The following is a 25,728-nucleotide window of genomic DNA, read 5'->3' on the forward strand; positions in this document are numbered from 1 at the left end:
AAGTCCAAAGGACAAAGCGCTCTTAAAAGTGTTATCTTTGCCAACCTGATAAATTAATGACGATTTGATCAAACTTCATGATAAGGTTTTTAAGCCCTATTTAGGGGAGGAGGAAATTTTAGCTGCCGTAGAAAAAATAGCAGCGGAAATAGCGGAGGACTACAAGGATGAGACCCCCATTTTTGTGGGTGTGCTCAATGGGGCTTTCATGTTTGTTTCCGATTTTCTAAAGGCATATCAATTTCCGTGTCAGGTTTCTTTTGTTCGATTAAGCTCTTATCAGGGTTTGACTTCAACCGGAATCGTAGAGACCTTATTGGATGTGCCCGAAGATATTGAAGGGCGTAGTGTGATTATTTTGGAAGATGTAATAGATACGGGCAGAACCTTGAAAAAATTAGTACATCTGTTTTCCCAAACCAACGCAAAGGAATTCAAGATTGCTTCATTGTTTTACAAGTCGGATATCTATAATGGAGAGTATGCCATCGACTATGTAGGAATGGAAATTCCAGATACTTTTATTGTGGGATATGGATTGGATTACAACGAATTAGGAAGAAATTTAAGAGAAGTATATCAATTAAATCAAACAACTATGATCAACCTAGTGCTTTTTGGAAAGCCGGGAGCGGGAAAAGGAACCCAAGCCGATGTTTTAAAAGAAAAATACAATCTGAAGCATATCTCCACAGGGGATGTTTTTAGGTACAATATTAAAAACGGAACTGAACTTGGTGCGCTTGCAAAATCCTATATGGATAAAGGGGATTTAGTACCGGACGAAGTTACCATTGATATGCTAAAACAAGAAGTTGAGAAGAATCCGGATGCTGCTGGTTTTATATTTGATGGCTTTCCCAGAACAACGGCACAAGCTGAAGCATTGGATAACTTTTTAGGCTCGAAGGATATGCAGATCAATGCAACTATTGCTTTAGAAGCGGATGATGATATTTTAGTTGCACGTTTGTTGGAACGCGGAAAGCTAAGTGGACGTACCGATGATCAGGATGAAGGTAAAATACGCAACCGATTTGATGAGTACAATCAAAAAACGGCCCCTTTAAAAGCATATTACGAAGAACAGGGTAAGTTTCATTCGGTAAACGGAATAGGAGAGATTTCTGAGATTTCCGAGCGTTTGGGCGAGGTTATCGATACCCTATAAATTCATTTTCTTTTTTTAACCATCTTTTCAAAAGAACCATGACCGAAGGTAATTTTGTTGATTATGTAAAAGTACATGTTGCTTCCGGTAATGGTGGTAAAGGTTCAGTACATTTACATCGCGAGAAATACATTACTAAAGGAGGCCCAGATGGTGGTGACGGTGGACGTGGAGGCCACGTTATTGTTCGTGGTAACAGCAATCTTTGGACGTTGGTCACTTTCAAATTTAAAAAGCACTTTAAAGCTGGTCATGGTGAGCATGGCAGTAAGAACCGTAGTACAGGGGCAGACGGTCAAGATGTATACATGGATGTGCCATTGGGCACTGTGGTCAGAGACACCGAGACGAATGAAATCCTTTTTGAAATTACCGAGAACGGTGAGGAAAAAATTGCTGCCAAAGGAGGAATGGGAGGTCGTGGCAATTGGCATTTTAAAAGTGCTACCAATCAGACTCCAAGGTATGCACAGCCCGGGATTCCCGGTGAAGAAGCTCAGATTACCTTGGAGTTAAAAGTTCTGGCAGATGTAGGGCTCGTGGGTTTCCCCAATGCCGGTAAATCAACGTTGCTCTCTGTAATGACCTCTGCTAAACCAAAAATTGCAGACTACGAATTCACTACACTGAAACCAAACTTGGGGATAGTTGAGTATCGTGATTTTAGAAGTTTTGTTATGGCAGATATTCCAGGAATTATTGAGGGAGCTGCAGAGGGAAAGGGACTGGGCCATTATTTTTTGCGCCATATTGAGCGTAATGCGACCTTGCTTTTTTTGATTCCGGCAGATAGCAATGATATCTATAGAGAATATGAAATTCTACTCGATGAATTAAAACGCTATAACCCTGAACTTCTTGATAAAGAAAGACTAGTGGCCATATCTAAAAGCGATATGCTTGATGAAGAACTGATGCAAGAAATGAAAGAAGAACTTGACAAGGAGTTCAAGAATGTAAATTATCGATTTATTTCTTCGGTGGCGCAACAGGGTATTCAAGAGCTGAAAGATGACCTTTGGAAATTGTTGAACGAATAAGCCTGTTCCCATTTCATCTGAATCTAATAATTGATTAAATTTATAGGTATTCTTAAAAGGAAGAAATGAGATACCTTGCTACCATATTGCTTTCCTGTTTTTTGGCCTCTTGTGCCAGTGTGCGCGTGAATTACGATTACGATAAATCCACAAATTTTTCTAACTACACCAGCTATAATTATTTTTCTGATATGGATTCTGGATTGAGCGGTCTAGATGAAAAGAGACTCTTACGGGTGTTGGATTCTACGCTGCATTCAAAAGGATACATTCTTGCTGAAGAGCCAGACTTTTATGTGAACATACTTAGTAACCAGTTTAGAAGTGCACCAAATAATAATGTAGGATTAGGTGTTGGAGGCACTGGACGAAATGTTGGTGGTGGTCTGTCCATTGGAATACCCGTTGGGAATTCTGGAATTCAACGGGCAATACAGTTTGATTTTGTAGATGCCGAAAAGGATGCATTGTTCTGGCAGGCTTCGAGCGAAAGCGGATTTCGGGAAAATGCATCTCCAAGTGTGCGCGAAAAGAAACTTAGAGCGGTAGTGGATAAGGTATTTTCAAAATTTCCGCCGGAAAAAAAGTAAATTCCGTTGGCTAAAGCTAATTTACCGTTTGTCATATTATACTTCACCTAATTATTTTTCCCTTGTACATTTATCGCTTCAAGAATGTAACATGGATGTTAAAAAATAGTCCTATTAACGCATTTGGCAATCACTACTCATATTAATTTATTTGAACAACATGGAAACAAAACTAAATTTTAAACTTGGAGGGGTTATCCTCTTTTTACTAATGGGAATAACAACATCTGCACAGGATATCTCAGGTTCTTGGCAAGGAACTCTGGAAGTACAAGGAAACAAAATGCCTCTGGTTTTTGATGTGACCGAGGAAAATGGGGCTTTAACATCGACCATGGATAGTCCATCGCAAGGTGCAACGGGTATTCCAATGGATGAAACTTCGTTTGAGGATAATCAATTGACCATTGTCTTTAAGCAAGCAGGAATCAAATATGTAGGTGCTCTCGAAGGTACTACTATGAAAGGAACATTCTATCAAGGCGGTATGGAGCTTCCCTTGAACCTAGAGAAAAAGGATAAAACTATTCCGGGAAATCCTTCATTGGTAAGTTCCGATGAAGAATTATTGGCATTGGCATCATTGGATAAGGGCGATTACAGATATACCGTAGAAGACTATTTTGCGAGGCCAAAAGCTTCAACCTTCCGTTTTTCTCCTGATGGCACGTATATGTCCTATCGCGAAAAAGATGAAAACGGAAAAAGGCATGTGATGGTCAAAAATATCTCAACAGGTGAAGTAAAAAAGGCCATTGAGGAGAAAGAAGAACTGGTGAGGGGTTATGCTTGGCTTAACAATGAGCGTTTGGCTTATATTATGGATAAGGGCGGAGACGAAAACTACCACGTTTACGCCGTAGATTTAGACGGGTCAGACTTAAAGGATTTAACTCCGTTCGATGGGATTCAAGCCCAGTTTACTGAGCTTCTTAAAGAGGATAAAGATCATATCATCGTGTCCATGAACAAAAACAATCCGCAAGTTTTTGAACCTTATAAGGTCAATGTGGTAACAGGAGAGCTAAAACAGCTATTTAGTAATGATGATCCTGAAAATCCCATAGCAGGCTATGATTTTGATAAAGATGGCAATCTAAAGGCATATACCAAAATAAGGGATGGTGTGGAACAGGACCTTTACTATGAAGATGGTAATGGAGGGTATAAAATCGTTAAAAGCCTTAATTGGAAGGATGCATTTGGGATACTGGAATTTAATTATGCCACTGAAAATCCCAACGATGCTTATATGATTTCCAATTTGGATAACGATAAGGCCGAAGTGGTTCTTTACGATTTAAAAGAAGGTAAAATACTCAAAAAGGTTTTTTCCAACGATCAATATGACGTTCAGGATATGCATATGTCCAAAAAACGAGGTTATGAATTGGATTACTTCGTATTTGAAGGTGAAAAAACGGAGATTGTGCCCGTTAGTAACTCTTACACCAAGCTCCATAATAAGATTACCAAAAAATTTCCCGGGAAACAGTATAGTATCGCAGATGCTACAGATGATGAGAACAATCTTTTGGTTTTCATCCAAAGTGATAAATTATATGGCGAATACCATTCTTACGATGTGAAGAAAGATGAGTTTAAGTTTCTTTATAATTTAATGCCTCAGCTCAAGGAAGAAGATATGTCCGAGATGCGCCCCATCACTTTTAAGAGTAGGGATGGCATTACTTTACACGGGTATATTACATTGCCCAAAGCAGCTTTGGCAGGTCAAAAGGTACCGGTGATCGTTAATCCCCATGGTGGTCCTCAAGGAATACGTGATTCCTGGGGCTTTAATCCGGAAGCGCAGCTATTTGCTAGTAGGGGATATGCTACCCTTCAAGTTAATTTTAGGATTTCTGGTGGCTATGGTAAAGAGTTTTTAGAATCTGGGTTTAAACAAATCGGTAGAAAGGCTATGGACGATGTGGAAGATGGGCTACAGTACGTAATTGACCAAGCTTGGGTAGATGCTGATAAAGCGGCTATATATGGCGGAAGCCACGGAGGTTATGCAGTACTGCGCGGTTTGACCAAGACACCGGATTTATATGCCTGTGGAGTAGACTACGTTGGCGTCTCCAACATATTTACATTTATGAAAACCATACCTCCATATTGGAAACCCTATTTGAAAATCATCAAGGAAATTTGGTATGATGAAGATATTCCCGAAGAAAAGAAAATAATGGAAGAAGTATCGCCAGTGTATCAAATCAATAAAATCAAGAAACCCTTATTTGTGGTTCAGGGAGCTAACGATCCTAGGGTGAACATTGATGAATCTGACCAAATTGTGAGTGCATTAAGGGGTAAAGGTTTTGATGTACCCTATTTGGTAAAGTATGATGAAGGCCACGGTTTTGGTAAAGAAGAGAACAGGATAGAACTTTATAAGACTATGATGGGCTTTTATGCCAAGCATTTGGGAGATAAGGAGATTCCAACGCCATTGAAGGATTAGGTGAAACTAACAAAATGAATTGCCTCTAGGTAGAGTTATAGAGGTATCGGAGACAAGACCGTTTTGCTAAAAGAGCCAAGAATCAAGATGGGAAATCTTGTTTCTTGGCTCTAAAAGTTTTTAGCACTTCGCGTGATACGTAATACTCAGTCTGAGGGAGTTTAAAGAAATAACCTTGAACGCTAAGTGCCGTTGCCGTTCGCAGTTTCATTTTTGCCACTGGTCATAAACCTATTTAAACTTGAGTGTGGTAGACGTATTTTTACCCCGTAATCAAAAAACGAACAGCATGATAACCTTAGCCAAATTAATTATCTCTTTTCTTATATCGGTTCTCGTTTAAAGGGTTCTATTTTCAAAAATTAAAGACCATCAAAATGAAAAAACTAAGTACAGTTCAAAAAATTATATTGATCGCAGGAATATTGTTGACGCTGATTGGCATTTTTGCAAGGTATATGGGTTGGGAAAACAATGATTGTTTGGTACTTTTTTACACAGGAACCTCTTTCATGTGGATAGCGTTTTTAAATAATAAGGCGAGTAAATGTGAAAGACGTTTTATTAAAAAATTATTCAGAAGACAGCAAAATGGGTAGGAATAAATTAATGATAGGAGTTCTTCCAATTTCCCAATGCGTTATTTTTGAATTAAGATATTGACCAACTACATATGGAATTGAACAGTAGAACCAACAATCTTGTTTTCTGGACCTTACAATTTTTGGGGTGGGGTTTTCTAAGCTGTCTGTCTTTGATTATGCTGAAGAATAGTAGTACGGAATTCTTGGTGTTCAACGTATTTGGTGGTATGTTCATTGGTATCGTATCCACATCGCTATTAAGATATTATTTGAAGCATAACCTTGCTTTTGATGATTTTGGAACCAAAGAGATTATCAAGATTTTGTTAGCCGCACTGGTTGCATCTGGTATCTATGCACTGTTGAATCTCTCCCTTGGATACCTATATCATGAATACGGCCCAAAGATATCTGACGATGAGCTACAGATGTTGAAAATGTATGATACAACTGGGCTATTAATTTTCAGTTCCTTATTAATGGTGTTTTCATGGGTCATTTGTTATTTGGTCATCAAACTTTTGCTAAAACTCAACAAGGACAGAATTGAGCGGCTAGAACTGAATACCAATTTAAAACAGGCACAACTTAATACCTTGAAAGGCCAGATTAACCCTCACTTTATGTTTAACAGTCTCAACAATATTCGAGGTTTAATGCTTGAGGATGTTGAACGATCAAGAGAGATGTTGACCAAACTCTCCGAAATCCTTCGGTATTCGCTTACCAAAAATAATAGTAATGCCATTTCGGTAGAAGAAGAGCTGGAAATGGTGGACAACTATATTGACCTCTCCAAAATTCAATTTGAGGACCGGCTGGAGTTTGTCAAGGATGTTGATGAAGATACTTTGTCACTTCATATCCCGCCAATGATTATCCAGCTTCTTATAGAAAATGCGGCAAAACATGGTATCTCCAATCTCAAAAGAGGAGGCAGAATCGTCTTGAGCCTAAAAAAGGAAGAGGATCAATTGATCATAGAAGTTAAAAATACAGGGAAACTCCAAATAGGTAAAAATACCACACAGTTAGGACTGAAAAATATAAGACAGCGTTTAAAACTGCTGTATGCAGATAAAGCTTCTTTTAATTTGAACGAGGTTGCTGGTGAGGTCGTTGCCCATATAAAAATCCCTATGGTATGAAGATAAGAGCCGTAATAGTGGAAGACTCAAGATTGGCCCGTAATGAGCTAAAAGAACTCATAAAAAAACACAGTGAGATCGAGCTGGTAGGAGAAGCTGAAAATGTTGATTCAGGATTCGAATTGATTCAGAAAGAAACCCCGGATTTATTGTTTTTGGATATCAATATGCCAGAAAAAGATGGTTTTGAGCTTCTTGAAATGCTGGATGAGGTTCCCATCACCATATTTACCACTGCTTTTGATGAATACGCTATAAAATCCTTTGAGTACAATGCCTTGGATTACCTTCTTAAACCAATAAACGAAAAACGTTTTGCTGTTGCTTTTGATAAGGTAAAGGCAAAATTGACAAGCAATCAAGAGGATACGGTAAAGACAAAACAACTTTCGCGCAACAGTCAGATTTTTATCAAGGACGGAGAATCCTGCTGGCTTGTTAAAATTGGAGATATTTCACATTTTGAAATCGTGGGGAACTATACCAGGGTGTTTTTTGAAGATAAGAAACCGCTGCTTTATAAATCACTTAACCAAGTTGAAGAAAAACTTCCTGAACAGTCTTTTTTTAGGGCAAACCGGCAACAAATCGTTAATACCAACTACATAGCCAATGTAGTGCCTTGGTTCAATGGTAAGTTGAAGCTGCAAATGTATAACGGAGAAGAAATTGAGGTGTCGCGTAGACAATCCTATATCTTTAAAGATAAAATGAGTTTGTAGTTAGGTTGTTACGATTAACAGTAAAACAAAAACCAATGGATAGAATAGAAATTTCCAAAATCGCAATGGTATTCACGTTACCATTATTGATTGTTGGTACTTTGGTATTGCTAGTGAAATCAATCTGGTTCCAGCAAAACCCAAATTTATTGGCATTGGGAGTTACAATTGATTTGTTATTGATTACACCCTTAGTGTATTTTTTACTGGTTAGAAAAACAAGGATTCCAACAACCACAATTGTCCCTTTTCTAATCTTTGTAACCGTAGTTTGTTCGGTTATCCTTCCCAAAGAAAATCAATTGTATTTAGGACTGTTCAAAACTTGGTTGCTTCCAGTCATAGAATTGTCCATTCTGTCTTTTGTGCTTTATAAACTATATGGGGCAATAAAACTGTACAATGTGGAGAAACAATATTCTCTTGATTTCTTCTCTACCCTCAAAAAAGTCTGTACTGAAATCCTCCCTAAAGCCATGGTCATGCCCGTTGTTATGGAAATCTCGGTTTTCTACTATGGTTTTTTGTATTGGAAGAAAAGGGATTTTAAGGAAAATGAGTTTTCATACCATAAAAATTCGGGGACGATAACCTTGTTGGTTGCCATAATTTTCATTGTGACCATTGAAACTGTTGTTCTTCATATTATCATTGGCAAATGGAACACTATCGCTGCTTGGGTATTGACGTTTTTAAGTACGTATTCTGGAATTCAGATTTTAGGATTTTTAAAATCCATGCTAAAAAGGCCTATATCCATTGAAGGCGATAAGCTCCACCTGAGATATGGAATTATGAATGAATCCATTATCGATTTGAGCAATATTGACGTTATTGAGTTGTCATCCAAGGAAATTGAATCGAACCATGAAACAAGAAAACTATCCTTCTTAGGTGATTTAGAGTCTCACAATATAATCATCCGATTAAAAAACGAAAACATGCTGACAGGTCTTTATGGAATTAAAAAGTCCTACAAGAATCTAGTTCTGTTTATAGATAACCCAATTACTTTTAGGAATAGCATTGAGATTGCCCTAACAAAATAACCTGTAAAAACTGAAAAAAGATAATCCCCTAAAGTGATTTCAGAAGACCTCCATCGATTGGAATATTGGTGCCAGTAATGTAAGCGGACTTTTCTGAAGCTAAAAATGTGACCAAAAAGCCGTATTCCTCAGGGTCGCCAATGCGTTTTGAAGGAACCTGATTTTCCATGTTCGACCGAACTTCCAATGCTGTAATCCCTAGCTTTTCCGCTTTTTTTGCGTTAAGTTGGGTGATACGGTCGGTATCAAAATAACCTGTAAGCACGTTGTTTACGGTTATTCCATCTTTTGCAACATCAATAGAAAGACTTTTTGCCCAAGTCACTACGGCAGCCCTAATCGAATTTGAAAGCGCTAAATAATTTAGAGGTTCCCTGACGGATATCGATGCCACATTGATGATTCTTCCCCATTGCTTTTTTTGCATGTGCTTCAAGGCAAGTTCTGTAGTAAAAACAACTGATTTGAACAGTAAATCAAACGCTTGTTGGTAATCCTCAACATTTTTTTCCAAAGCTCCTCCTGCTTCCGGACCTTGCGTGTTGTTCACCAATATATCGATCGTGTTTTCTTGGAAAAATTTGGAAATCGTTGGTTTGAAGGTTTCAAAACTGGAAAAATCGACAACTACATAGTTGTGTTCTTGTCCTTGGTCGACATCAAATTCTGCAATAAGCTCCTTCATTTTGGCTTCATTTCGTGCCATTAAGGTTACATTGGCCCCACTTGCGGCCAATTGCCTTGCGATAGCTTCACCAATACCTTTGCTGCTCCCGCCAACAAGAGCATTTTTTCCTGCTAAAGAAATTTTCATATTACTTGTATTCTTCTCTTGCTGGACTAAATATATCCATTAATTTACACGTAGTCAGTGCTTTCCCGCTATGAGGTACATTGGATGGGACAATGACCACATCGCCAGGTTGATATATAGCCTTATTCCCTCCCAAGGTAAACTCAAAACTGCCTTCCAGAACATGCATTATTTGTTCGTGTACATGATAATGTTCTGGTACTTCGGCACCTTTTTCGACATCCCAAAATGCCCATGTCATTGATTCTCCATGCACCATTTTTCCATGATAACCGGGCATGATTTCCTGTGATTGTATTTCTGATAAATTCATTACTATTATTTACTCGAAAAATAGCAATAAGTGGTGAATAGAAGGATAAAAACAGTGTTTTTTAAGACATTATTCCCAATTTACGATCACAAATTCACACCTTCTGTTCCATTCGTGGTCTTCTTCGGTACAGGCATCCACGGTTTCACACTTTACGATAGGTTGGGATTCTCCATAACCTTTTGCGATTACCCTATTTTCATCAATTCCCTTGCTTACCAAATATTCCTTGACCGAATCCGCCCGCTTTTGAGATAATTGTTTGTTATAGCTAGCTCTACCTCGAATATCTGTATGGCTACCGATCTCTATGGTCATATTTGGATTTTTTTGCATCACGTCCAGCACTACTTTCAGACGCTCTCTGGATTCTCTTCTAAGGTACCAAAGGCTATAATCAAAATGGATTTCCTTGGTTTTGATTATTGTTCTGTTTTTCTCTTTGACTACGGCATCCTCTTTTTTGATTGCCTCCGCTATCTTTTTCTTCTTTCTTTTTTCTGCTTCTTCTTTTGCCTTCTTTTCTTGTAACAGCTGTTTTTCTTTTTCTTTTTCCGCTTCTGCTTGTTGTTGCTTTTCAATTTCTTTTAAGGAGAGCAGTTGCAGTGACCCATCAAAAGTTTTTTTGCGTTCCTTGCTGCTTCGTATAGTTTTGTTGTTGTCTTTGTATCCGTTTTGACTTCCGTGTACTGTAAAAAAGGAAGCGCAGGAAATATCAAACTTAAATGCTGCATTTTGATCGGTCAATACTTCTTTTATCATTTTGCCATCACCGTCCAATAATCGTATTGTCCCGTTTGGGATAGGTTCGTTAGTTGTTATATCGGTAAGTGTACCAGCAATGAACTGACCGCAATCTTCGATTAAAAGAGGTTTGGTTTCAATAAAGGAATAAATGTCATCGCTACCTTTTCCCGAGGGGCGGTTGGATGAGAAAAAACCTTCCTTGTCGGAATGAAATGAAATGGAAAAATCATCATAACCACTATTGACGGGCAAACCTAAATTGTCTGGTTGACCGTAAGTTCCAGCGTCATATTTTGAAATGAAGATATCCAAAAGACCAAAGCCCGGATGCCCATTTGAAGCAAAGTAGAGATTGTTCTCCGTGTCCAAATGCGGAAACTGCTCCTTTTTATCCGTGTTTATTGTTGCTCCCAAATTTATTGGGTTCCCAAAAAGTCCATCTGAAAGTATGGATACTTTATAAAGGTCAAATGAGCCATAACCACCTGGACGGTCCGAAGCAAAATAAAGCTGTGTTTCGTCTTTGTTCAATGCTGGGTGTTCCGAAGAAAAACCATCGTCATTAAATGGTAATGCGGTAATATTTATCCATTCCGTACCAGACCATTCTGCGCTGTAAATCTTTAAGTTGGTGATTTTTTTGGAATCTGTTTTTTTCTTGCCCTTATTGAAATTATTTCTAGTAAAATATAGCGTCTTTCGGTCTTTGGTAATTGCAAAGGAACCCTCGTGCATTTTGGTGTTGATGTTGGGAGAAAGACCTTTACTAAAATTATCTTTCTGGTCTATTTTGTCCAGTGGATGTGAGTAAATATCCAGATAGTTTTGATTGTTCCATCGGTACAGTTTTTTAGCCTTGTCGCTGTTTTTCCTTGAAGCTGTGTAAAGCAGGTTGGAATCTATTTTGGCTGCCCCAAATTCGGATGTCTTAGTGTTTAAGGCAAGGTTCTCTATCGTAAAACGGTTACCAATTGCACTTATGTTTTCTAAATATTGAATGTCTCTGTTTAGCTTTTCGATTGCTAATGAGTCGTTTAATCCTATATAATACTCCCTTAATGCATTGTCTGCTTCATCATACTTTCCAATAGCTTTTAAGGACTGGTTAAGTTTGAAATAATAAGAAACATCAATGGCATTTCCAGATCTGGAAGTAACAGTTTTGTACCATCTTGCAGCCGAGTGCATATCGAATGTACGATAATAGGAGTCTGCCAAATTCTTTAAGACCTGTTGGCTTCTATTGCTGGATAATGCTTTTTCGTACAACGGAATGGCATCGCTATAAAATGCTCTTTCAAAATAGGTGTTGGCGCGCTCCAATTCTTGTTGTGCAAGCATTGGATGCAAACTTAAACCGATGGTGAGGAAGAAGATAAGTTTTTTCATGGCTTAATAAAATCTAGGAGATTTATCATATCCTTTTTTCAGACCTAAAAGGTCAAGGTCAAAGAGTGCAAAAATTTCATGGGACCCTGCATTGAAACTTCCCAAGTTGGATAGCGTATAATCATAGGCATATCCAATACGTATTGCAGGTACAACGGATATGTTGAACATGGCACTCACTGCATCTTCCAATCTATAGGACAGTCCACCTTCGAATCTGTTATTGAACAAAACATTCACTGAAGTATCCAACGAAATAGGAGAGCCTGCAACCATTTTTGTCATGATGGATGGCTTTATTTTCAAATTTGGATTCAATTCGTAGATGTAACCAGAGGTGAAGAAAAGGTGTATTTCTTCTGAACCTATCCTATTTATTCCATCCCGATTTTCAAGATGTTTTGAAGTCAATAAATTAGGTGCGGATACTCCGGCATAAAAATTGGGCCTTGTGTAAAAAGCACCAACGCCAACATTGGGGAAAATACTATTGACATTTTCGTTGAATGCTGCATCATCTTGAAACTCGGGCAACCTAAAACCAGTAAAATTGGTTTCAAAATTTGTAATCCCTCCCTTAAGTCCCAAGGATAGGTTACTATCAGCATTCAACTTTAAGATATAGGCAAAATCAACATAAACATTGTTCTCTTTTAAAACACCATCACCAATATTGTCCGTTATAAGGGATATTCCTGTCTCAACTTTATCACTCAAAGGTGCATGGGCAAAAAATGTAAGTGTCTCGGGTGCGCCCTCTGCATTTTGCCATTGCGAACGAAAAAGGGTTCCAAAATTTATCATTCCCGTTTCATTGGTCGTATATGCGGGATTAATAATGCTCATGTTATACATGTACTGCGTGTACTGAGGATCTTGCTGTGATTTTATTCCCAGCGAACACAATAAAAATAAGAGTGCTATATATAGTTTTTTCATGTCTTTGTTTATTGGCTGAGATATAATCTACCTTGTTTTGGTTCGAAACCATCACGGTTAAACTCTATGACGTAGAAGTATACCCCATTGGGAGCCGTATTTCTTCCACCTTCCGAACCGTCCCATGCAGGATTATCCGCATCTCCTTTAAAGAGGGAATTTCCGTAGCGGTTAAAGATTTCCAACGTGAAGTCAGGGAAAATGGTTTCTATATTAGGTATAAAAAAGGTGTCGTTTCTACCGTCACTATTTGGTGAAAATCCATCGGGGATGAAGAAATCGTATGCATCTGGATCACAATTGTTCAAGTCTACTGTAACTGGAATCCTATTTGGATTGATACAGCCTGTTTCGGGGTCATAGCTTTGGGCATAGTACGTAGTATCATCAATCAGAAGTTCTGAACTAGATAGGACTTCGCCACCTTCTTCCGAAATAAACCATTCAACTTCGGCATCTATTATGTTTTCCAAATTGATGAGTTCTGCAACAGTTGGATTGTCCAATCCACACAACGATAATTCTGTTGCGCTTAAATCTGGTGATGGAGGGTTTATCACTGTAGGAATCAATTCCAATCGCATATCACTTTCACAGAATCCGTTCAATTGCTCTACGGCAAAATAGGACTGTCCGTCCACAATAACTTGATTGGAATCTATCAAAGTTCCGCCCGTAGCCGAAGTGTACCATAAAATACTTCCACCGTTTGTTGAATTGACATCCAAATCAGCTAAGGTCAGATTATCAGAACCACACAGAATTGGCATTGCGTTGTTGATAGTTGGAACATCAGCTGTTACGAAAGCAACCTGAACCCGTATTCTGGAGGAGCTTATACAATTATTGTCTGGATTGGTGCTTAAAATAAAATAATCTTCCCCATCTACCAGAGGTGTGTTCAAAGGTAGGGGCACATCATCGGTATTGGTTTCAAAAAAGGAAAGTGCTCCAGAAGCACTGACTGAAATATTTTCCAAGGTCGGGTTTCCATCATTTAGACAGAAAAATTGCTCAGGTACAGCTTCGATAACTTCAGGTGTTCCGCCAATGGAAAAGTTTTCTTGAAGCTCAAAATCGAACACTGTCCGGCAAGGCGTAGTATCATCTTGAGTGCTTGTTAGGTTAACGGTATAGTTTCCATCGGCCAAGGTAGAGATGTCTATTTCATATTCGGCAGACCCTCCTGTAAAGTTTATTGTATTGTCTGTTAGTACGGTCATTGAGTTTTGTTCAACAACCTCATAGTCTATGGTATAGCTTCCGTCAGATAGTGCTGGTGCGTTTACCAATACATCGATGGCAGTGGCATCACAATTGTTGTCCACCACTATGGCTAAATCTATTTCTTCTGGGGTTGGTAGCACCTCAACAGTTGTGCTTAGCATGCAGTCTATGAGAAAACTCCCGGTTACTTCGATAGCGACATTGTAATTACCATCAGTATCAAAGTTGGCTGAAGGAATATCAAAAGTTGCGGATCCATTGGAAAAATCAATGTTCTGTGCAATAAGGTCGGTGGTGGAATTATCGGGATTTGTTATGGTATAATCAATGTTATAGGTTTCGTTGGAAAGGTTTCCAGCAATATCCAATATATTATCCAGTTGGATAGTAGCGTCTGTATCAGGACAAATAGTCGCTGATGAGGCCATAGGATCGGAGACCAGAAAAAGTACCTGCGGCACATTAATATTGGGGCATACAAATTCTTCAGGGTCAGGATCTGTAATCCCTACGATATCCAATTCCACAAATTCGTTGATAGGAACTGCATCCGGTGAAATGGTAAATGTTCCTGTTCCATTGTTCAATTCAACGGTTATAGCGGCATTGCTAATGCCATTGCTGCTGGTAACGGTGTATGCAATATCATATTGATCGTCGGGTAAAATGGATTGGTCATAAGTAATGGTGACGTCATAGGGCTCCCCCAAACAGTAGTTCGGAGCCGTCAAGTTTCCTTCAAGCACAGGCAGTATAATAATTTCTACCCTGGTAAACTGTATGGAACAAACAGGATGAGATGGAAAGACCGAATAGGTAAAAATATAAGTGCCATAACCAAAATTAGTATTGATTTCCTCTACATTTATAACACTATCTGTTAAATCATCTATTTGGTTGGTCACACCTTCGGACCAAGTTCCATTGGGATCTTCGCCAACCAGTAAACTGTTCAGGTCAAGGTTGGTGTAACTTGATAAGTCTTCGTTGGTACATACCACTAAATCTATTGGTTGTCCGGGATCTGCAGCTGGATGAATCTCTAGAATAACAGTGGATTGTTTGCTCGTGCATATATCTACATCTGGTACGGTATAGGTAAAGGTATATTCTCCTGGTCCTGCCAAAAGGGCATTGAAGAAATTGTTGTTCAGAAAACCTGTAGGCGCAACCTCTGTCCATACCCCATTAAAATCGGGGATTTTTCCATTGACATTACTACCAAGAAAACCAAAAAGATTGACTGCCGGGTTTTCACTGCAAGCATTGGCACTACCATCTATATTGTCCTCACCGGCATATCCGCCCAGGTTAATGGTAACCACGGCAGATTCGCCACAGTTATTGTTGGTGTATGTAAACTCATGAACGCCATAATTGTTGATTTGCCACAAGTCCACAATACCCGTGTTCATGTCCAACGCAAAAAAATTGGCAGGGTCTGTTGTAGACCATACACCACCAACGACAGGCAGTCCATTTAAATTTGCGAACAGGTCGAAAGTTCTATTGGCTATATCGTCGTGTTTATCACAAACAGTAACGGTATTGTCTGAACCTGCGCATTGAGAATATGCAACGGAAACAGTGGCTAAAAAGCCAATGGAAAATGCAAATAGATGTTTGATAAAAGTAGTTCTAAACCCCATAGAAGTTTTCTATTAATTCAAATTTATAGGTTGTACTATCCTCTTTTAAATCATGAGAGCATGCAAAGTATTATAGTACAATACAAAAAAACAGATAGTTTAGTGCGAATGACACCCAAATATCTGCTGAGGTTTAGATGCGCAAAACTACTGAATTTTCTTATCATCTGAATGATTTTAGTCATAAATACAAAACGTATTTTCTGATGCTGTCCAATGATTCATTTTACTTATAAGTAGTCCTGTCAAGTATCAATAACTACAAAAGCTACTTTTTAGTCTTTTAGCGTTATGATTTTTGCAGATTATGTTGTGTAAATGGTAAAAAGCGTCCTTAGCATTTTGTTTCTGATTAGTTTAATGGCTATGGTTATCTTTATCCTGAAAATAGATTTTTGATGCAAATACATTTTATAGCCATAGGAGGGAGTGCTATGCACAACTTGGCCTTGGCTTTGGAACATAAGGGATATACTGTAACAGGAAGTGATGATGTAATTTTTGAACCTTCCAAAAGTCGCTTGAAACAAAAAGGTTTATTGCCCGAGACATTTGGGTGGTTTCCTGAAAAAATACATGATAAATTGGACGCAGTGATTTTAGGAATGCATGCCAAACCAGATAATCCTGAATTGGATAAAGCAAAAGAGTTGGGCTTAAAGATATATTCGTATCCTGAATTTCTTTACGAGCAGTCCAAATACAAAACTAGAGTGGTTATTGGAGGTAGTCATGGTAAGACCACTATTACTTCGATGATTCTACATGTATTAAATTATCATGATATCGAGGTGGATTATATGGTTGGGGCACAACTAGAGGGTTTTGACAGAATGGTACATTTAACAGAGGATAATGATTTTATTGTTTTGGAAGGTGATGAATATCTGTCGTCTCCTATCGATAGAAGGCCAAAATTTCATCTATACCAACCCAATATTGCACTGTTGAGCGGTATTGCTTGGGATCATATCAATGTTTTTCCAACGTTCGAAAATTACGTGGAACAGTTTCAAATTTTTGTGGATGGTATTGTACGTGGAGGAAGCATTACCTATAACGAGGAAGATGTAGAGGTGAAAAAAGTAGTTGAGAAAACGGAAAATTCAATTCGGAAGTTTCCTTATAGCACGCCAGATTATAGAGTGGAGGATGGAGAGACTCTTTTGGATACCCCGAAGGTGATATGCCCATCGAGGTTTTTGGTAAGCACAATTTGAACAATCTTGCCGGCGCCAAATGGATATGTCAAAACATGGGTGTGGATGAAGATGATTTCTACGAGGCCATCGCATCTTTTAAAGGGGCATCCAAACGATTGGAAAAGATTGCGGAAAGCTCAGGAAAAGTAGCCTACAAAGATTTTGCACATTCGCCGAGCAAGGTAAGGGCAACAACCAAGGCAGTAAGGGAGCAGTATCCGAATCGAAAACTGATTGCCTGTTTGGAGCTACATACCTATAGTAGTTTAAATGCCAATTTTTTAAAGGAATATGACGGAGCTTTGAACGCCGCAGACGAAGCATTGGTCTTTTATTCTCCAGAAGCTGTTAAAATAAAACAGTTGGAAGAAGTTACTTCTACACAAATTGAAAATGCATTGAATCGGCAAGATGTCAAAATCTTTACTGATGCGGACGCTTTTAAGACGTATCTATTTGATAAAGAATTTGATGATTCGGTTTTGTTGCTAATGAGTTCAGGCAATTATGGCGGATTGGATTTTGAGAAAATAGAATCAGTATTCGGGTAAAGAGTAAATCAATAAGCGGGATTCGATTTTCTGTAAAAATCTAAATCCAAGTAATTGCTAATAGTTCAGTTTCCATATTCTATCTTGGATATTACTTTGCCTCTTTGATATATGATTTCTTTAATGGGTTTTCCTGCCAGATTATAGAATTCCCATTTGCCATCTTTAGCGCCATTCAGATAATTGCCTTTGTGGGAAGGCCTCTCGGCTTCACTGTACTTGATATATAATCCGTTCTTAACGTTATTTTTAAAAGTGGTTTTTTCTACGATTGTTCCATTGTCTAAGTCAAAGTTCTTCCAAATACCATTCTTGTAACCGTCCATATAGTTGCCAGATAAAATTTTTGTTCCGTTTTCGTGGTATAGCTCATAAAGACCGTTCTTTTTACCATGCTCGTAATGTTGAATCTCTTTCTTGGCTTCATTTTCATAAAACAATTCGCTGAGTAGTAATTGGTCTTCCACAAACTTCATTCTCATCAATAATACCCCATCTTGATTATATTCCAATTTATCCCCATCAAGCTTTCCATCTTTCAGCTGTTTAAGAAAGTGAAGTTTTCCATTTGGAAAATACTCCTTTTGTACATAGCTGTCGTTTGAGGTATGGTCTCTTTCCCAAATTAACGTTCCATCCTCATATTTTTCTTTCCAATGACCAGTGGGTTCATTGTTTTTATAAAACTCGGTTCTAATTCCTGAAGCATTTTGATTACTGTAATACAGTCTCTTTGTCCATTTACCGTTTTTCAGTCCATTCTTGTAATTTTCAAGAGTCATTAATTCACCCGTATCATTGAACGTTTTCCATTCCCCTTCTTCTTCTCCTGTTAAAAAAAGCCCTTGTTTTTGTACTTCGCCATTTTGGTGGTAAGTAGTGAACGTTCCGTTTGCAATCCCATCCTCATAACTCATTGTCTTTAAAATACGATCTTTATAATCGTATTCTGTAGATTTTCCGTGCTTCTTTCCCTTCAAGAAGTTCAAATCAGAATAATTCCCTCGTTCGTCAGAAATCTTATAGTGACCTTCAAGTAAATTGTTCGTATTGTCTTTAAAGAAAATTTCTCTTCCAAATTGTTGCTTTTCCACCTCGTACCAGGTAAGATACTTTTGGGCAACGATTGAATTTCCCATCAAAATCAATACTATTTGAGTGAGAATTAATTTATCGGATTTGAACATAGGTTTATATTTTTTGAGAGTGTAGACAAGAAAGGCCCACATAAATGGGCCATTACTTTTTTTGGCTGGTACTTTATTCTTAAGAATTCAACCCAGAACCAGTGTTCACAGTATTTTTCTTGCTAAGTAAAGTTTTAGCAGATAATAGAACACCCAAAAAAATCAGAATATACATTCCGTAGGTGGAAAGGAGATTGCCAAACTTGGTTTCTACCAATACAGGATTACTTTTTCTGTATTTTATGGAAATGGTATCTCCTTCAGATTTCATACTTCCAAGGAAAGGAACTCTAAAAAGTTCGGTAATACCAATTTGTTCACTACCATCTTCCAATTTAAATGCTATAGTGGCCGTTTCTCTAGTTTTTTTTCCTCTATGAAAAGTAATCTCGGTAATTTTTCCTTCGGTTTCGACCCAATCATCATTTTGGCTATAACCAATAAGATAGGAAAACAAGAGTATTATTAAGTATATGTATTTCATAGTCTAAGCGATTTTTTTAAGGATTGCAATGTTTTCATTAACTAGTTTTTCTTGTTTGGAAGCCAATAGCGAGCGAACTATCATGGGAGCGATTCCCCTTGACTTGGAATAGTACCCATTGACAATATGATTTGTGACAACAGGCATTAATTTCAATGTATTTTTATCCAGAAATCTTAAAATAACAGCATATACTCCGCTTTTTTTAATGAGAACGCATTTTTCCATCGTATTTCCCGATGGAACCTCCCAATTATTCCAAGTTTTGGTGCACTCATATTCACTTTCTGTTTTTAAAAAGTCCAATACCTTGTCCAAGGAATTATAGGATTCATTGATCTTGATTTGTTTTTCCATATATTGATTTGATTAAAGGCAGATGATAGGTGCAATAACTTTTGTCCCTGTATTACCAATAAGAAAATTGGATTGAAATAGTTTCGGTTAAATAAAACATAGGATGGTTCTACCTATTTTTTAAAGTATTAGGATTTCAATTTATTGGTGCTATTTGAATAAATTCGTGCTACAACCAAATCTAAATTAATGTACCCATCCAAATGATAGATGTCAAAAAGTCAATTTTATCACGATTGGTCAGAATTGATTAGATAAAATTCAATTTATATTGTGAATAGTTGTAAAGTAGTTTATCCTTCATGATTTTGTCTATGTTGTTACAATAAAAGAAGAAGCTCGGTACAAATACAGGGGATAAAGGATAGCTTGTAGATATATTGCTTAGGTGTGTTTTCCTTTTTAAGTTTTCACAACCCTATAATTACAAGTTTCATTTTCTACATATTTTATTTTATGTTCAGATAGTAATAAAGAAATTATGTGCCTGGTTTCTGTATCGTTAAAGCCCAACTGATTCCCTAAATCCAATTCATTTAATACGCCATTGTTTTTCCTTAAGGCTCTTAGGTAGTATTCTTTGTCTTCCATGAATTTTATTTTTTTACGACAATCATTATATGCGGGCTAAAAGGGAGAAGATATTCATCGTTTTCGGTAGTTTGGACAAGTTGCATAAGATTTTCTTTTTTGCGTACACTGCTCATGCTCGAAAAATAATCTTTATCCAACCAAGCCATCCCTTCAACAGCATAGGTGTTAATGTGAGTTAGTCCTTGTTGTAAAAATTCTGTTTTGAGTTCTCCCGGTTTGTGGTAAAAAGCTTCGGCCAAAAGCCATGGAAAGTCATCGGGTGGATTGTGGATTCCCGTTGTAAGTTCTTCTTTGCACATCTTAAAAAATGGAATTTTATGTATAAGTCCGTTCAACAGACCTGCCAAAGTGGAAGCAGTGTAACTAATGGCAAAACCTAATATGATTCCATCCTTTTTTATAACGCGTTTGGCTTCGCTTATGGCTTTTGCACGTTCTTTGCTTTCCTGAAGATGATAAAGTGGTCCATGCAAGATTACAATATCGGCAAAGTTATTGGGGAGGTTTAGCTCCTGTGCTTTACCTAGATTTACTGAAAACCTGTTCTTTAATTTATTCGCTCTGTTTTGAGCTATTTGGATATGCTTGGGTATAGGTTCTATCAAATGAACCTCATGGCCTTTTTTTGAGAGCCATTCGGAGTATTTTCCAGTGCCACCCCCAACATCGATTATTTTGCAATTGGAAGATGGGATATATTTCTCGATCAATGACTTAATCCTTTCAAATTCAAAGACGCCCATACCTTTGTCCAATCTGGTTTCTTCGGATGCCTTATTGTAGAAAAGTTCAATATTTCTACTTATTAACTGTTTACTGTTCATTTTTACTTTTTTGAACTTTATCGCATAGCAAAGTATAGCCACTCTCTAAGCGATAAAGAAATCGATTTGATTTTTTTGATAAAATAATTTGGATTTTTAAAGCACGTGTATCCTTATTGCATCGTGAATTTGGAAATAACGATGCATGTAACGCCCATTAATGGGCGTTCGTCTTTTTAGAAAAGACTTGGATACTATGTTTGAACTAGTAAATCAGACTGTAAAGATAAGCCATACTTTAATATCAGCAGTATACTTTTACAGTACTAAAATGGTAGTGCGATTTCTTAAACGCCAAATTGTCTCAGATGGTGATCTAGATGTTTGTATTGCATCTGTCCCCATTGTTTTGGTGTGAAAGCGCCAAAAGCTGGATGCGGTTCCCAAGATGTTTTGTCCTTTTGTTGATGAAATTCATTAACAAGGGAAACTAATTTTTCTTTTTCTGGACCAAACTCTTTTACATTTTCTACTTTGAACGGTTTTGGTGTTGGCAATCCTTGTTTCCATAGCTTATCATTGTACATGCTCTTTTTAAAGCTTTGGTACAATAACTTCATAACAGGGTTTGGTTTTTTCATCTTGTAATTCCCCAATGCTAGGTTTAGAGGAAACTGACAGTGGCAAAGCATTTGAGCCACCTGCATTTTGCCCCATTCTGCATTGGTGGATTCGTTTAACTTTTCAATACGTTCAATGACTTCCGTAAATGTGTCAATTTCAAGAAGAGATTTCATAAGAAATGATTTGATGACTTTCAATATACGATGTTTAGGTTTTTATTTCAAGTCAACAGAATACTTAGATATAAAACTTGAGGCATTAAACACTATAAGCTATTATATGTTAAACCAATTGTAATTTGAATGTGATTGGCACAATTTTTTATAAAAATAAATTACTCCACCATTTTCTTTAATACCGCTATTTCTTTTTTTAGAGTCTGAATTTCTTTTTGCTGTTCAATAGTGTAGAGCATGAGTTCCTCTATCTTTTGCAAAAGTTTGGAATTCATCTCACCGAGTTTGATGCCATTTTCCTTAACTTCTTTAGCACTTGGGATATTCTGAAGGTGCCCTTTTTCAGCAATGTAGTTTTCTACTTCTTTTAAAGTTGGAAGCTCGTATTCTTTTTCAAAAACATAGTCAGGCCAATCTACCAAATCAACCTTTACTTCCCGAGTATGTATATTGCCGTTCACCGCCAGTTTTGCATCTGGTGAAGATGTGCCAATTCCTAATTCACCTGCATTGGTAAAGACAAAATCAGGATTGCCTGACTGTCCATATCTAAAATATAAATCTTTTCCTGTATGGTTGTATGAATGATAAATGCTCCAGCCTGAATATGAAGGACCAAAACCTGCCGTACCACCTGCTATTTCAAGTTTGGCAATACCATTATGTTGATTTGTGTAGATACGGGCATGAGAAGAACCATCGTACTTATATATATCTAAATTTGATGATGGGTTAGTTATGCCTATACCTACACTGCCTTTAAAATACCATGCTCTGTTATAAGAGTGATAGCCAAATTCTTGTGCCCAATCCCAACCAGAATCATCACTTTTTCTAGGGGCAAGATAATTTCTATGATCGTTTACTCCTACATGCTTTGATGACCAATACAAAGCCTCGGTTCCTGTTAAGAATTGTAGATTTCCGTTAACAGTTAGTTTACCATTTATAGTCTCATCTTGAGCGTATGTTACTAAATTAAATCCAGCGAAAATAGTTAAAAAAATGCTCTTCCACATAGTGTATAATGTTTACAAGAAATGTAAGAATATTTTGTTAAATATTAAAAAACATAAGATTTAAAAATGTAAATATTTTGATAAGATTGGATAACGGAAAGTAGTATGGAAAAATCTAGAATCTTGAAAAGCTCTTTGAATACTGTTACATTACGCTCTTGGATTACTTTAAGTGACTTACTTTAAATTATTCTGCTATATTTAGACCATGCAAGAAAAGACTGTTTCCTTTTCCATTAAAAATTGGGCAGATGACGATAAACCAAGAGAGAAATTGGTTCAAAAAGGACGTTCGGCACTTTCAGATGCTGAACTTATTGCAATTTTGATAGGGTCTGGAAATAAGGAAGAGAGCGCAGTACAGCTTTCAAAGCGTATTCTTGCTTCCGTAAACCACAACTTGAACGAACTAGGTAAGCTCTCAGTAAATCAGCTCATGCATTTTAAAGGTATTGGAGAGGCAAAAGCAGTGACCATTGCCGCAGCTTTGGAAATGGGGCGTAGAAGAAGGGGAGAGGAAGGTGAGAAGGTTTCCAAAGTTTGTAGTAGTAAAGATGTTTTTGAGCTTTTACATCCATTGGTTGGAGATTTGGAACATGAAGAATTCTGGGTGGTCTATCTTAATAACTCTAACAAGGTGATTCATAAATCTCAATTGAGTAAAGGTGGTATTACGGGAACTTTGGTTGATGTAAGGTTAGTAATGAAGCGGGCATTGGAGCTAGGTGCGGTTGGGATAATACTTGCGCACAATCATCCATCCGGTACAGTGAGGCCAAGTTCGGCAGATAAACAGATTACCCAAAAACTTAAGATGGCTTCTGAAGCTCTGGACATAAAAATATTAGACCACCTTATTTTGGCGGAACAGGACTATTTTAGTTTTGCAGACCAAGGAATACTTTAGTTGAAAAGTAACTATGTTATTGATATACACACATAAAATCACGAATCGGTTAACCTATACGGCGAAGCAGATTTTCGAAAAGATTTTAGGTGTAGAAATAACATTTACAACTAAAGTTGAAGATTTTATAAAGCATTCGGGCCCTAAAATTACATATTCCAAACAACCTTTGCAGAACGAGTTTTTTGTTCGCAGCAACGACCTCTTGTTTGAACAGGGCATAAACGATTTGGAAATCAAAATGTCTGATTGGGAAGGCATTCCATGTTTTTTTGCTACAGGTGAGAAAAGTTCCATTCCCTATGATATTTTCTCGGCAAGTTTTTTTCTGTTAAGTCGATATGAGGAATATCTTCCCCATGTAAAAGATAGTGTAGGGAGGTTTCCGGCAAAAGAGAGTTTAGCATATCAACATAAGTTTCTTGAGTTACCCGTTGTGGACCTTTGGGCCTATAAATTAATGGCCGCCTTAAAGCAAAGGTTTCCAGATATCAATAATACCCAAAGGGCATACAAGTTTACATCCATAATAAATGTGACGACTTCACACAGTTATGCATATCGTGGTTGGACCAGAAGTTTGGGAGGATTCTTTTTGGATTTAGGAAGTTTAAAACTGAAAAGCTTGGTGTACAGGGTGTCCGTTCTTTTGGGCTTAAAAAAAGATCCATATGACAACTTTGACGAATTGATCAGGATTCATAAAAAGTTCCCTATAAAGACGATGTTTTTCTTTCAGTTTGCAAAATATTCTGCGCACGATAAAAATATTTCACCCAATAATAACAAGTTTGGGTACCTTATAAAGTCGGTTGCGGATTATAGTGTGGTTTCCTTGAGCACTTCATTTCTATCATCTATGGACAAAGTGGTTTTGAAAGAAGAAAAAAGACAACTTAGCAATTTAATCAATAGACCTATAAACTATTCAAGACTACGATATAATAAAGTCAACGTTCCAACTACATATCGCAATCTTATAGAAGCGGAATTTAACGAGGACTTTTCTATGGGATACACCCATGAGATTGGTTTTAGAGCCGGTACCTGCACACCTTTCGGTTTTTATGATATTAATATGGAAGCAAAACAGCCGCTTAAAATCCATCCCTTTGCTATACATGACTATGCACTTGTCAATTACAGAAATGATTCAGAAATTTTTGAAATAATGGATAGAATCTATAGGCAAATCAAACAGGTAAACGGAAATTTCACAGCTATTTTTTCCAATGAATTGTTGGGGGGCAATCATAAATTGAATTGGTTGAAACTCTATCAATCTTTTTTAAAGCGATACTATGTTTAAGGAAAGAGTTACCGATGTTTTCTTTGATTTGGACCACACACTCTGGGATTTTGAAAAGAACTCTGCTTTAACATTCGAGAAGATTCTAGACAAAAATAAGGTAGATGTATCCTTAGACGATTTTTTAGAAGTTTACGTACCCATAAATTTTGAATACTGGAAACTGTATCGCGAAAATAAAATAGGCAAATCTGAACTTCGTTATCAAAGGTTGAAAAAAACTTTTGATGCTATTGGTAAAGACGTTGCGGATGATTCCATACATATTTTGGCCCACGAATATATTGAATACCTTTCTTCTTTTACCCATCTCTTCCCCGATACCATTGAGATCTTAGAATACTTAAAACCACAGTATAGGCTACATATTATTACCAATGGATTTCAAGAAATTCAGGAGAAAAAGCTAAAAGGCTCAAAGATTCATCACTATTTTAATCACATCATAGATTCAGAAAAAGCAGGGGTAAAAAAACCACATCCTTATATTTTTGAATTAGCATTGACAGAAGCCAATGTAGATGCTAAAAATGCCTTAATGATAGGAGATAGTCTTGAAGCAGATATCATAGGGGCCATATCCGTAGGAATACAGGCGGTGCATTTCAACTCACATAAAGAGCAACAGCACGATTTATGTAGAATCATCGACGAGCTTATTGAAATAAAAAGTATTTTGTAGAGTTATAGTATAGTATTAAA

The 25,728-nt window shown here is 37.3% G+C and carries 22 protein-coding genes and 1 pseudogene; 11 read left to right on the forward strand and 12 right to left on the reverse strand.

Going from position 1 to position 25,728, the window contains the following annotated elements:
* Positions 1-64: 64 nt before the first annotated feature.
* From LV716_RS11615 to LV716_RS11645, 7 genes are all read left to right on the forward strand, one after another.
* Positions 65-1,171 carry an adenylate kinase gene (locus LV716_RS11615; protein WP_163417982.1) on the forward strand — a complete coding sequence of 369 codons (1,107 nt, stop codon included), beginning with the start codon at positions 65-67 and terminating at the stop codon, positions 1,169-1,171.
* A gap of 38 nt (positions 1,172-1,209) precedes the next feature.
* Positions 1,210-2,211 carry a GTPase ObgE gene (obgE, locus tag LV716_RS11620; RefSeq protein WP_163417983.1) on the forward strand — a complete coding sequence of 334 codons (1,002 nt, stop codon included), beginning with the start codon at positions 1,210-1,212 and terminating at the stop codon, positions 2,209-2,211.
* A 65-nt stretch (positions 2,212-2,276) separates the two neighbouring features.
* Positions 2,277-2,801, forward strand: a complete 525-nt coding sequence (locus LV716_RS11625; protein WP_163417984.1) for a DUF4136 domain-containing protein — start codon at positions 2,277-2,279, stop codon at positions 2,799-2,801.
* 160 nt (positions 2,802-2,961) lie between these two features.
* Positions 2,962-5,271: a S9 family peptidase gene (locus tag LV716_RS11630; protein WP_163417985.1), complete on the forward strand. Its 2,310-nt coding sequence runs from the start codon at positions 2,962-2,964 to the stop codon at positions 5,269-5,271.
* 673 nt (positions 5,272-5,944) lie between these two features.
* Positions 5,945-7,003 (forward strand): sensor histidine kinase, encoded by a 1,059-nt coding sequence (locus LV716_RS11635; protein ID WP_163417986.1) that lies wholly within the window; start codon positions 5,945-5,947, stop codon positions 7,001-7,003.
* Positions 7,000-7,725: a LytTR family DNA-binding domain-containing protein gene (locus LV716_RS11640; RefSeq protein ID WP_163417987.1), complete on the forward strand. Its 726-nt coding sequence runs from the start codon at positions 7,000-7,002 to the stop codon at positions 7,723-7,725. The genes LV716_RS11635 and LV716_RS11640 overlap by 4 nt, the downstream gene beginning before the upstream one ends.
* Positions 7,726-7,760: 35 nt before the next feature.
* The gene (locus LV716_RS11645; protein WP_163417988.1) at positions 7,761-8,774 is read left to right on the forward strand and encodes a hypothetical protein; all 1,014 of its coding nucleotides are present in this window, start codon (positions 7,761-7,763) and stop codon (positions 8,772-8,774) included.
* Positions 8,775-8,802: 28 nt separating this feature from the next.
* Here LV716_RS11645 and LV716_RS11650 read toward each other — a convergent pair whose 3' ends face one another.
* The 5 genes from LV716_RS11650 to LV716_RS11670 all read right to left on the reverse strand — a co-directional run bounded on the left by LV716_RS11650 (position 8,803) and on the right by LV716_RS11670 (position 15,852).
* Positions 8,803-9,588, reverse strand: coding sequence for an SDR family oxidoreductase (locus tag LV716_RS11650; protein ID WP_163417989.1), 786 nt, complete (start codon positions 9,586-9,588; stop codon positions 8,803-8,805).
* A gap of 1 nt (position 9,589) precedes the next feature.
* The gene (locus tag LV716_RS11655) at positions 9,590-9,901 is read right to left on the reverse strand and encodes a cupin domain-containing protein (RefSeq protein ID WP_163417990.1); all 312 of its coding nucleotides are present in this window, start codon (positions 9,899-9,901) and stop codon (positions 9,590-9,592) included.
* Positions 9,902-9,970: 69 nt separating this feature from the next.
* Positions 9,971-12,037: an OmpA family protein gene (locus LV716_RS11660; RefSeq protein WP_163417991.1), complete on the reverse strand. Its 2,067-nt coding sequence runs from the start codon at positions 12,035-12,037 to the stop codon at positions 9,971-9,973.
* Between the two features lie 3 nt (positions 12,038-12,040).
* Positions 12,041-12,976 carry a type IX secretion system membrane protein PorP/SprF gene (locus LV716_RS11665; protein WP_163417992.1) on the reverse strand — a complete coding sequence of 312 codons (936 nt, stop codon included), beginning with the start codon at positions 12,974-12,976 and terminating at the stop codon, positions 12,041-12,043.
* 8 nt (positions 12,977-12,984) lie between these two features.
* A complete protein-coding gene (locus tag LV716_RS11670) occupies positions 12,985-15,852 on the reverse strand; it encodes a gliding motility-associated C-terminal domain-containing protein (RefSeq protein WP_163417993.1) in 2,868 nt (955 codons plus the stop codon).
* Positions 15,853-16,250: 398 nt separating this feature from the next.
* Here LV716_RS11670 and murC point away from each other — a divergent pair.
* Positions 16,251-17,605 (forward strand): annotated as a pseudogene (gene murC, locus LV716_RS11675) (UDP-N-acetylmuramate--L-alanine ligase).
* Between the two features lie 65 nt (positions 17,606-17,670).
* Here murC and LV716_RS11680 read toward each other — a convergent pair.
* The 7 genes from LV716_RS11680 to LV716_RS11710 all read right to left on the reverse strand — a co-directional run bounded on the left by LV716_RS11680 (position 17,671) and on the right by LV716_RS11710 (position 22,810).
* Complete coding sequence (locus LV716_RS11680) at positions 17,671-18,792, reverse strand: toxin-antitoxin system YwqK family antitoxin (RefSeq protein WP_163417995.1); 1,122 nt, start codon at positions 18,790-18,792, stop codon at positions 17,671-17,673.
* Positions 18,793-18,871: 79 nt separating this feature from the next.
* The gene (locus LV716_RS11685; RefSeq protein ID WP_163417996.1) at positions 18,872-19,276 is read right to left on the reverse strand and encodes a DUF3592 domain-containing protein; all 405 of its coding nucleotides are present in this window, start codon (positions 19,274-19,276) and stop codon (positions 18,872-18,874) included.
* Between the two features lie 3 nt (positions 19,277-19,279).
* Positions 19,280-19,633 carry a hypothetical protein gene (locus LV716_RS11690; RefSeq protein ID WP_163417997.1) on the reverse strand — a complete coding sequence of 118 codons (354 nt, stop codon included), beginning with the start codon at positions 19,631-19,633 and terminating at the stop codon, positions 19,280-19,282.
* 402 nt (positions 19,634-20,035) lie between these two features.
* Complete coding sequence (locus LV716_RS11695) at positions 20,036-20,224, reverse strand: hypothetical protein (RefSeq protein ID WP_163417998.1); 189 nt, start codon at positions 20,222-20,224, stop codon at positions 20,036-20,038.
* A gap of 5 nt (positions 20,225-20,229) precedes the next feature.
* Entirely contained in the window at positions 20,230-21,051 is an 822-nt protein-coding gene (locus LV716_RS11700; protein WP_163417999.1) for a bifunctional 2-polyprenyl-6-hydroxyphenol methylase/3-demethylubiquinol 3-O-methyltransferase UbiG, read from the reverse strand.
* Positions 21,052-21,338: 287 nt separating this feature from the next.
* Positions 21,339-21,788, reverse strand: coding sequence for a DUF1569 domain-containing protein (locus LV716_RS11705; RefSeq protein ID WP_163418000.1), 450 nt, complete (start codon positions 21,786-21,788; stop codon positions 21,339-21,341).
* A 161-nt stretch (positions 21,789-21,949) separates the two neighbouring features.
* The gene (locus tag LV716_RS11710) at positions 21,950-22,810 is read right to left on the reverse strand and encodes a hypothetical protein (RefSeq protein WP_163418001.1); all 861 of its coding nucleotides are present in this window, start codon (positions 22,808-22,810) and stop codon (positions 21,950-21,952) included.
* Between the two features lie 208 nt (positions 22,811-23,018).
* Here LV716_RS11710 and radC point away from each other — a divergent pair, with 208 nt between their 5' ends.
* From radC to LV716_RS11725, 3 genes are read left to right on the forward strand one after another with little or no spacing between them, the layout of a single operon-like run.
* Positions 23,019-23,717 (forward strand): DNA repair protein RadC, encoded by a 699-nt coding sequence (gene radC, locus LV716_RS11715; RefSeq protein WP_163418002.1) that lies wholly within the window; start codon positions 23,019-23,021, stop codon positions 23,715-23,717.
* A gap of 13 nt (positions 23,718-23,730) precedes the next feature.
* On the forward strand, positions 23,731-25,026 hold the full coding sequence (locus LV716_RS11720; RefSeq protein ID WP_163418003.1) for a polysaccharide deacetylase family protein: 1,296 nt from the start codon (positions 23,731-23,733) through the stop codon (positions 25,024-25,026).
* On the forward strand, positions 25,019-25,708 hold the full coding sequence (locus LV716_RS11725) for a YjjG family noncanonical pyrimidine nucleotidase (protein ID WP_163418004.1): 690 nt from the start codon (positions 25,019-25,021) through the stop codon (positions 25,706-25,708). The genes LV716_RS11720 and LV716_RS11725 overlap by 8 nt, the downstream gene beginning before the upstream one ends.
* The last annotated feature ends 20 nt before the right edge of the window (positions 25,709-25,728 follow it).

Origin of the sequence: Flagellimonas sp. HMM57 (genome assembly GCF_021390175.1) — a bacterium.
Classification (GTDB): domain Bacteria; phylum Bacteroidota; class Bacteroidia; order Flavobacteriales; family Flavobacteriaceae; genus Flagellimonas.